General features: G+C 59.6%; 5 protein-coding genes. 2 read left to right on the top strand and 3 right to left on the bottom strand.

Annotated elements, in window-relative coordinates; all coding sequences use genetic code 11:
• Nucleotides 1-234: 234 nt before the first annotated feature.
• The 3 genes from JNB89_RS29260 to JNB89_RS29250 all read right to left on the bottom strand — a co-directional run bounded on the left by JNB89_RS29260 (nucleotide 235) and on the right by JNB89_RS29250 (nucleotide 3322).
• Complete coding sequence (locus JNB89_RS29260; RefSeq protein WP_220364520.1) at nucleotides 235-1167, bottom strand: LysR family transcriptional regulator; 933 nt, start codon at nucleotides 1165-1167, stop codon at nucleotides 235-237.
• A gap of 179 nt (nucleotides 1168-1346) precedes the next feature.
• Nucleotides 1347-2270 (bottom strand): LysR family transcriptional regulator, encoded by a 924-nt coding sequence (locus tag JNB89_RS29255; protein ID WP_220364519.1) that lies wholly within the window; start codon nucleotides 2268-2270, stop codon nucleotides 1347-1349.
• 98 nt (nucleotides 2271-2368) lie between these two features.
• Nucleotides 2369-3322 carry a 2-hydroxyacid dehydrogenase gene (locus tag JNB89_RS29250; RefSeq protein ID WP_220364518.1) on the bottom strand — a complete coding sequence of 318 codons (954 nt, stop codon included), beginning with the start codon at nucleotides 3320-3322 and terminating at the stop codon, nucleotides 2369-2371.
• Nucleotides 3323-3724: 402 nt separating this feature from the next.
• Here JNB89_RS29250 and JNB89_RS29245 point away from each other — a divergent pair, with 402 nt between their 5' ends.
• On the top strand, nucleotides 3725-5119 hold the full coding sequence (locus tag JNB89_RS29245) for an MFS transporter (protein WP_220364517.1): 1395 nt from the start codon (nucleotides 3725-3727) through the stop codon (nucleotides 5117-5119).
• Nucleotides 5120-7077: 1958 nt separating this feature from the next.
• Nucleotides 7078-7752: a response regulator transcription factor gene (locus JNB89_RS29240; RefSeq protein WP_220364516.1), complete on the top strand. Its 675-nt coding sequence runs from the start codon at nucleotides 7078-7080 to the stop codon at nucleotides 7750-7752.
• Nucleotides 7753-7800: the final 48 nt, after the last annotated feature.

Below are 7800 nucleotides of genomic sequence, written 5' to 3'. Positions count from 1 at the left end.
GTATAAGAGACAGGGGGCAAGCGGGTGCTTCGCTTGCCAGGCGTTCGCGACCGCCACGGGTGAGCGAAGGTCGCTGAGGTCGCTGAGGTTGAAGACGGGCGCTGAATGAACGATCAAGCCGCAGGAGCGGATAAGCCTCAAGCGCGGCATACCGCCGCTAACATCGGATAAAGCGGCTAGTTCCCATCAAAGCCGCTCGCACCGTCAAGTATCGGGCGAATCCCGCGGCCTCGCTCACCCCTCGGACTGCGTGTGCAATATATGTTGTTGCACAGCCCTGTCGATCAGGTCGGGGCGGTCGAGCCGCTCCACCCACCAGCGCAGTGCCTTGCCCGTTTCGTCGTCGCGCCACGCCAGATAGAAATGCGTGATCTCGCGCATGCCTAGCACTTCTTTCTGGACCAGCTCGCCGCTCTTGAGCGCATCGACGGCGAGACATTCGGGAATGGTGCCCGCGGCAAGCCCGCGCAACTGCGCGGCGAGCTTGGTTTCGAGCGTCGGAACGGTCAGCACTTCCTGATGGTCGGCAATTGCGATGGTGCGCGGCGCGAGCTTGCGCGACGTGTCGCCGATTGCTACTGCACGATGACGCGCGACCACGTCGAGCGTCAATGGTCCGGGCAACGCTGCGAGCGGGTGATCCGGCGCGACCACGAACACATGCCGCAGCGAGCCGATTGGCTTTGCGACGAGGTTGGGGATCAGCGGCGGGTCGCCCGCCGCGCCGACGATCAGATCGGCGCGGCGCGTGAGCAGCGCATCCCACGAACCGCCCAGCACTTCCTTCGACAGATTCAGGCGTGTGTCGAGCTTGAGCTTGTAGAACTCGTCGACGTGATCCCATAGCAGCGCAAACGGAATGATCTCGTCCACGGCCACGTACAGGTCGCGCTCCCAGCCCTGTTCCATGCGCTTTGCCTTGAATTCGAGGTCTTCTGCGGCCGCAAGCAGGCGGCGGCCTTCTTCGACCACCACGCGTCCCGCCGGCGTGAGCGTGGCGCGCCGGCCGCTGCGGTCGAACAGCTTGACGCCAAGATCGAGCTCCAGCTTCTGAACCAGATAAGTGAGCGAGGAGGGCACCTTGTGCAGTGATTCTGCAGCACTTGCAAACGTGCCGGTCCGATCGACCGCGTCGAGCACCTGCAGGACTTCAAAGGAAAGATTCATGGCGAAAATGGGCGAACGGCGAAATACATGCGGGCGGGGCGGCAGAAGCACTCAGCGCATCGGGTTAGGCTCGTTTCGCGACGCCTTATGGATCGCCTCTTGCGCTCTTCTGTGCGTTGTTGTCTTCTGACAAGTCGTGCAAGCATTATGCAACAGCTCGCTATGAAACGAGGAGCGTCTTATGGATTTTGCGCGGCGTTGTTGCGTGCGTGTGCTTTGTCCGCAAAGTATTGCGCCGCCATAGAACGGAACGCGATGACGGCCGGGTTGTCCTGATCGGCACGCCACGCCATGCCCATTTCCGCGTGGATCGCATTGCCGGCGATCAGGCGGAACTCGACGTTGTTATAGCGGAACCGTTGCGCCGAAGCCGGCAGTATCGCGAGACCGAGCCCGGCTCGTACGAGCGAGAGAATGGTAGGTGTTTGATCGATATATTGCGCGATGTTCAGATTTACATTCTCGGCCGCAAGCATGCCCATGATGCGATCATGAAAGTACTTGCCTTGCGCGGGCGAAGGCATGATGAACGGCTGCGCGTCCAGCTGCTTGAGCTCGATCTGCTCGAATTCGCACAACGGGTGGCGCGTTGGCAGCGCGACAATCAGCGGCTCTTCGTCAATGAGCACAAACTCCAGTTTCTGCCTCGACGGCAAGGGTCGCAGAAAACCAAGATCGATTGCGTTCGCGGCGAATGCCTCGATCTGCGCGGCGGAAACGAGTTCGAGCAGCACGACGTCGATGTCGGGCAGTGCATTGGCAGCGGCCACGAGCAACTCGGGAATCAGTTCATAACCGGCCGCGCCGGTAAAGCCGAGGCGCACGCGCCCGGTCTTGCCCTTGCTCGCACGGCGCACCGCGCCTTCCGCCTGTTCGGCGAGATTGAGCAGGCGCGTGGCGTCCGCGAGAAACACGCGGCCTTCAGTTGTCAGCCTGACCGTGCGGCCAATGCGTTCGAAAAGCTTCACGCCCAGGTTGTCTTCGAGCAATTGAATCTGTCTGCTCAATGGCGGCTGGGTCATGTGCAGCAGCGCGGCAGCGCGCCTGAAGTTCAGTTCCGTCGCTGCGGCGACGAAGCAACGCACTTGTCCGAGATCGAGCATGCTTGTATCGACATGGGTGGGAAATCGACGCTCATTATAGGTGCGCGCGCTCCCACCCCGATCGCGACGGCCATGCGAAGGCGCCGCCCGCGCTAGCATTACGTCGTGAGGCTGCCTTCAGGACGTTGGCCCGCCAGCGCCTGTTCGAGGCTTGCGAGCACCATCTCGCCCATTGCGGTGCGCGATTCCACCGTGGCGCTCGCGCGGTGCGCCTGCAACACGACGCGGTCCATGCCGAAGAGTTCGGGCGGCACATTTGGCTCGTCGACGAACACGTCGAGACCGGCGCCTGCAATCACGCCGCCTTCGAGTGCTTCGACGAGATCGCGTTCCACCACCAGTTTCCCGCGCGCCACGTTGATGAGGTAGCCGTTTCTGCCGAGCGCGTCGAGCACGGCGGCGTCGACAATGCCCTGCGCCTTGTCGGCGGCCGCGGCCAGCACGAGAAAGTCGCTACCGCGCGCGAGCGACAGCAGATCGCCTATGAACGGATGCCCGACGTCCTCCATGCGGCGCAGGTCGGTGTATGCAACCGGGCAGTTGAACGCGCTCGCACGCTGCGCGATGGCGCGCCCCACCTTACCCATGCCGACAATGCCGACACGCTTGCCGCTCAAGCGGCGCGACAGCGGCAATGCCCCCGGATGCGGGTTCTTCTGCCAGTTGCCCGATTTGACGAACTCGTTGCCTGCGCAAATTTCGCGGCACACCGCGAGCATCAGGCCGATCGCTAGATCGGCGACATCTTCCGTCAACGCGCCGAACGTGGCCGTGACCGGAATGCCTCGCGAACGCGCGAAAGTGAGATCCACAGCGTCGGTGCCCACGCCGTTCACTGCGATTACTTCGAGAGCCGGTAAGCGCTCGATCAACGCGTTCGAAATACCTGTGTGGCCGCCGGTGATCACAGCACGGATCGACGCACCATGCTCAGTCACATAGGCATCCTTATCGTCTTTTTCAAAGAGCCGATGCACCGTGTAGAGCGACGCGAGCTTCTCGTTGATTGCGGGAATCAGAATGGGGTTCAGTTGCAGAATGTCCGGTTTCAATGCCGTGCTCCTTCTTGTAGTCGACTATGCGCTTCGCACCGCGAGCAGCGCACGCATCCCGTCGTGATGTCGGCGAATCATGAGCCTTTTGGCGAGCGGCGTCCAATCCCAAAACGCTATCAGTTGATCCACAAATCGAAGCGCAGCGCGTGCTCGCCGATGATTCAATCCAGGAATCAGGTAATAGCGAGAAAAGATTGGACGGTCTGGGGCATGGGCCGCCAGAATCGACAACGTCGGAAGGAGCATTGCTTCGCAGATTGACCGGCAGGCAGGCGCCTCATACATTTCAAATACATCGGAGACAAAGCGTGAAAACATGCTGCCGCATGACGCCTCTCGCTGCACCTGGCTTTTCGCTAGTGCCCCCGCGTCGCGACGCAACGCTTGCGCGGAGTTCACATGAATAATGCCAGGAGTGTGGTTGCCGCAGCCAAGGCCGAGCCGCTTGCGCAAAAACGCACGAGCCACCGTTGGGTGGTGATGGGCCTGATCTTCTGCATCTGGGCGATTGCCTGCGCCGATCGCGCCAATTTCGGCATTGCATTGCCGTACCTGAAGAAGGAGTACGGCATTACCAACACGCAGGCCGGCCTCATAGTCAGTCTCTTTTCATTCGCGTACGGATTCGTGCAGATACCCGTCGGACTGCTTTACAAGCGGCTCAGTGAAAAGACAACGGGTTTTCTGTTTTCAATCTTCATGATTTTCACGTCGGTCTTTACAGGGCTGATGGGCACGACCTCGTCCGTGTTGCTGCTGCAGGCGTATCGGGTCGGTCTCGGGCTCTCGGAAGGCCCGTTGGGTATCGGCTGCACGAACGTCATCAATCGCTGGTTTCCCGCGAAAGAAAAGGGCACGGCGACGGGCCTCTGGATCGCTGCGTCCAAACTGGGTCCGCTGATCGTGCCCTCGGTATGCATCGTCGTGATCCAATTGTGGGGATGGCGCGAGATCTTCTACGTGTTCGCCGTGCCGGGCATCGTGCTCTCGATCGTCTGGATGTTCGTCGTCACGAATTCGCCTGCTGACAATCGTTTCTGTTCCGAAGCCGAGCAGCGCTATATCGCCGACGACACCCCACGCGAGAGCCGCGGCGCCAATGTGTCGCGACGCGGTGAAGCCGCGCCTATTCCTTATCTGGATGTCATTAACCGGACGAAACGTGTCGCCCAACTCGAAACCATTCGCCAGGTGTTCGGCTCATGGAACATCCTCGGCGTGGCGCTCGGCTATGGCTGCATGATCGGCATCAGCAACATCTTTATGTCGTGGATGCCGACCTACCTCGTGACGGTAAAAGGTTTTGCCTCGGTGAAAATGGGCTTTCTCGCGTCGGCGCCGTTTATTGGCGCGGTCGCCGGCAACATGCTCGGCGGCGTGATCTCCGACCGGCTGCTCGGCGGCCGCCGCAAACCGATGATGATGCTTGGGGCGCTCGGCACGATGCTGACGATGTTGCTGTTGATCGATGCGCCGAACAGCGTCGCATATCTCGGCGCGACGCTGATACTTGCGGGCCTGATGCTCGGCATCGGCTTTGCCGGATATTCCGCGTATCCGATGGGACTCGCGACCAAGTCCACGTATCCCACGGCGTTCGGCATCGTGAACTGTGTGGGCCAGATAGGAGGCGCATGCGCGCCGCTTGCCGTCGGCATGCTGCTCGACACATTCAGTTGGACCAGCGTGTTTCTTTACATGGTCGGCACCGCGCTGCTGTGTCTATTACTCCTCTTTAGCGTGGTAGAGCCGATGGTCGCCCGGCACGGCGACGGGCAGGAGAAGGCGCGGTAGGTCGCCTGCACGGCACGCGCCGCCGCCCCGCGCGGAACGGGACGGACTCGACGCGCGCCTGAAACCCGACACCCGGCCTGCTGCACCCGTCAACGCTCGGGTAGGGTTAGCTCCGTGCGTTCGTCGTGGCGGTGCGCGTCGTCGCACGTTTCGGTCAGAAAAAGCGATTGATGGCCGATCACAAGAACGGCAAAGTCAGGGTGACGGCTGTCTCGCCTCTTTGCAGGGCTGCTTCGGTGCACGCAGTCTTTTGCGGTTCCTTTTGCCTCTTGAAGCGAGCCACACCGCCGGGTTCAGGGTCAGGCGGTATCCGGCGTAGCCACGCAAGACGCGCGCATTGCAGTCGGTGTCCGATCGCCACGCAGCGGGATTCGTGCAACGCGTTTCGGCAAGTGAAAAGTACAGCAGGCTTCTGAGCATGAAGCGCGATATGGTTTGTGGTTTCATGATGTGATGACGCGCCTCGCGAGTGATCCGACGTCTGCGCAATCGAATTGCAGTGCTTGCGCTCATTGCAGCAGACTAAATATTCCACTGTGATGAGTCGCAGTTCTTATCCGATACATACGAGCACGGAAGAATAGAAGTTCCCTGTGCTGAATGATGGGCACCAAATCCGGTCTGCGTCTGGCGTTCAATACAACGCTTCTGGCGCGTTCCTCCTTGCTTGAGTAACTTGCAGAATTGAAGCCACGCGTGGAGCGCGGCGTGGCCTGGACAAAGTTGTCCAACACGAGGCGGGCAGTCGCCGTGCGCCTCAACGCAGGTCGCGCAAGTCGACCAGCAGAAACGCTCAGGCGCAGCTGCGGGCGAGCGCAGGCGACGATAGGCGAAACCCGTCGTGCCGGTTAAGTGGCAACTCTGGCCAGGGTGAATCGAATCGCCGACCACACGCGTTCGGCGCGAGTAGGTTCACTACGCGAATGGCGTGCAAACGCATCGCGCCGGGTGGCGTGCTATTCGATTTAAAGGCGGGGAATCTGCCCGCAAGGGGCGAGAAGCACCGCATCCTGCTGCTCTGGATGCGGCGCAGAGCGTTCTGCGTTACATCTCAGGCTGCAGTCAAGTTGGTACAGGACCAACTACAACTCGCATCGGTGTTCACAGAAATCTCCGGCAGTTCAGATGGGCCGAATGGTAATCGCTCGTTATCAGCCTCGTCAATAGACAACCGCGCATTGAATGGCATTGAAAGAATGCCAAACCAGAGCACAACAGCGCAACCAACGGCGCGAATGAATTCACTCAACGCACGCGGGAAGATTCGAAAGGTTCATTACGGTACTTGCGGTTTGCACGGCATGGTTATGTCGTCGCGCCACGTAATGCATCCATTGCGGTGCACGCGCTGTGCGCTGTGCCAGGTGCCGGACATTTTATGCACGATCCGCACTGCTTTCGTACTGACGACGATTCCGTACCTGTCCGATTGAACGCACGTTTCAGAAACTGTATCGTCCTTCTCCATCGCGACGGGTGCAACGATTTGTGCAACTGGCGTTCGTACGGGCAGCCATTGCGAACCGTCATTGCGCGCGGACTTTCCTGATTCGTGCAACAGCTATCGGTTCCCATACCGGTGAGCCTGTAAAGAGTGCGACCGGTGCGGAAGCGGCAGATGACCCCTCCATGCCTCTTCCGTGCCGGCAAGGCACTGCTATCCCAACAGTGCCTTGCTTTTAGAGCCGCTCCCAGCGGCTCTCTTTTTTCCGCATTACCGTTCAACGATCAGTATGACTGATTAACAGCCGGGTGCTTCATTTCTCGATTACCTGACCACGAATGCATGCGACTGAGATTCCTTGACGTGGTCTTCACGTGCTCGACGTTAGCAAAAACCGTACGTGTCCGATTGAGAAGAAGTCGAATCAAAAATAAGCTTGTCGCGGAGCCTGAGCACACCGTTCTTTCGGTGTGATCAGCCGCGAATCCGATCAACCCTGTCACGAACGATTCCCATGTGCATTAAGGTCATCTGCGCGGACAGACATCCCGTGCTGTTAATTGGTATGCAGGCCATCATCGAAGGTCTGGAGGAGGTGGAACTGGTGGGCACCGCTAACAACTGTACTTCTGCGCTGCGCCTGTCGAATGAGGTCTTCTTCGACGTGCTGGTCACCGACACGACCGCTCCGGCGCCCGATTACGACGACTGGCGCCCTTTAGTCTGCCTCATGCGTGACAAACATCCGGAAAAGGGCGTTGTTCTGCATTCGTGCAATAGCAATGCCGCGTATCTGTCAACGCTGTCTTGCTGTGGAATTCACGCTCTAGTGGCCAAGAACGATATTACCCGCCACCTCGGGATTGCCATTCAGTCCGCTTATCAAGGAGGCACCTACCTGTCTCCGCAATTGGCTTTGGCCACCGAGGCGCATTCGCGGCTATACGGTAAGCCAGTGCCGCTGACATACCGTGAAATCGAGGTATTGCAGCTGCTTTTGTCCGGCAACAAAGTCACTGAGATTGCGAAAAAGCGGTTCCGCGCGAAACAGACTATCAGCACTCACAAGTCAAGCGCTATGTCCAAGCTCGGCATTTCGTGCGACGCGGGCTTGTTCAAGACGATCTCCGAGGAGGACGTCTCTCTGCTTGCAGGCCTGCGAAACACTGTTCGCGGAGTATCGAATTGAAGGCCCGGGCATTCCGACGTTCAGTAAGCAAGTACCGCAGGGGGCGCG

This window comes from Paraburkholderia phenoliruptrix (assembly GCF_019511605.1).
GTDB classification, from domain to species: domain Bacteria; phylum Pseudomonadota; class Gammaproteobacteria; order Burkholderiales; family Burkholderiaceae; genus Paraburkholderia; species Paraburkholderia phenoliruptrix_A.
The sequence above is the reverse complement of the archived record's forward strand: the minus strand, read 5'-3'. Positions and strand labels throughout refer to the sequence as shown.

Excerpts from the sequence above, each read along its gene's own strand:
- JNB89_RS29260 (WP_220364520.1), bottom strand. The coding sequence starts at position 1,167 with ATGAATCTTTCCTTTGAAGTCCTGCAGGTGCTCGACGCGGTCGATCGG.
- JNB89_RS29255 (WP_220364519.1), bottom strand. The coding sequence starts at position 2,270 with ATGCTCGATCTCGGACAAGTGCGTTGCTTCGTCGCCGCAGCGACGGAA.
- JNB89_RS29245 (WP_220364517.1), top strand. The coding sequence starts at position 3,725 with ATGAATAATGCCAGGAGTGTGGTTGCCGCAGCCAAGGCCGAGCCGCTT.
- JNB89_RS29240 (WP_220364516.1), top strand. The coding sequence starts at position 7,078 with ATGTGCATTAAGGTCATCTGCGCGGACAGACATCCCGTGCTGTTAATT.